1 pseudogene is annotated in these 1,553 nt (G+C 36.1%); it reads right to left on the reverse strand.

Features of this window, described 5'->3' with window-relative positions:
* Nucleotides 1-76: 76 nt before the first annotated feature.
* Nucleotides 77-1,497 (reverse strand): annotated as a pseudogene (locus tag M2139_RS14230) (IS3 family transposase).
* Between the last annotated feature and the right edge of the window lie 56 nt (nucleotides 1,498-1,553).

Genomic DNA, 1,553 nt, shown 5'->3' on the forward strand with positions numbered 1-1,553 from the left:
TGTAGTGACCCCAAAAAGTTAGACTTTTTCGGAGTAGAGAAATCTACTCCGTTTTTTGTTGTTTTCAAATTAACTATTATGCAGCTTTCTGTGCTGTTTTTCGAAATTGAACAGGGCTTTTCCAGTTCAATTTCTTTTTCATACGTTCATTGTTGTAATAATAAATGTATTTATCAATCGCTGTTTTCAATTCTTCGAAACTGCGATAAGTTTCTCCATGGAAAATTTCTTGTTTTAATAGACTAAAGAAGTTCTCCATGATTGAGTTATCTAAGCAATTGCCTTTTCGAGACATACTTTGAAAGATTCTCTCTTTTTTTAGTTTATAACTGTAAGCTTTCATTTGATATCCCCAGCCTTGATCTGAGTGAAAAGTGCGACGATAAGGACAATCGTTTGTGATTGTAATTGCTTCTTCTAAGCCTTCCATGATGGCCAAAGCGTTTGGTTTTTCTGAGATGCGGTAAGAAAGAATCTCGCTGTTATACATATCCATAAATGGATCTAGATACAGTTTCTTTTGATGAATGATACCTTTGGTATCTACTTCAAAATATTTGAATTCAGTAGTATCTGTTGTAATTTTTTGATGACAGATACTTGTGTAAAAACGCCGGCGTATTCTGTTTTTGGCAATCTGACCAACTTTTCCGCGATAAGAATTATAACGACGGGATTTTCGTGTATAAGAGCGGACTTCAATCCCTAGTTTTCGAATCAAGCGTTGAACTTTCTTTTTATTGATCTGAAATCCTCGATTTCTTAGTTCACTGGTCATTCGTAAACAACCATAATCTTTATGCGTTTTACGAATATTAAGCATTTCTACTTCGATTTCTTGATCGGGATTTTTACGGTCAAACCGTTTTTGCCAGTACATAAAGGTCGCTTTCGGGAATTTTAACGTCTCTAGAAGCTCAACTAATTTGAATGGTCCTCGGAGGCTGTCGATGATTCGTGCGATTGATTCATTCGTCTTTTTTGGGCTTCCTGTTTTCGCAGCTTCCTCATTTCTTTTAAAAAGGCATTTTCAATCTGTAGTGTACGGACTTGTTTTTCCAATTCCTTGATACGATTATGTTCTTCTGGAGTTTCTTTGATAGAATCTTTCTTTGTCTGTTCTTTTTTCTTCGGCAAGGTGGGGGGACGTCCTTTCGTTTTTGAGAGTCCCTCAATCCCTTCTGCTCGAAATTTCCGCATCCAATTGGCAATTAATGATGGATTGTTTATTTCAAATCTGTTGGCAACTTCACGATAGGACAGCTCACTTGTTTGATATAACTCTACCGCATTTAGTTTGAAATGAACAGAGAAATTCTGATTTTGACGTTTACGAAGCAGACCATCTACACCAAATTCACGATAAGCGTTAATCCAACTCCGCACCTGTGAGTAATTTTCAATTGAATGTTTCTTTGTGAGATACCTATAGCCACCTTTGCCTTCCAAATATTCTTTAACTATTTTCAATTTGAGTTCAAAACTATATTTAGCCATAAAAATACCGACCTCCAAATGTTAGATTTTTGGTCTAACTTTTGGGGGTCGGTACA

It is taken from the genome of Enterococcus sp. PF1-24, assembly GCF_029893325.1.
Classification (GTDB): Bacteria; Bacillota; Bacilli; order Lactobacillales; family Enterococcaceae; genus HY326.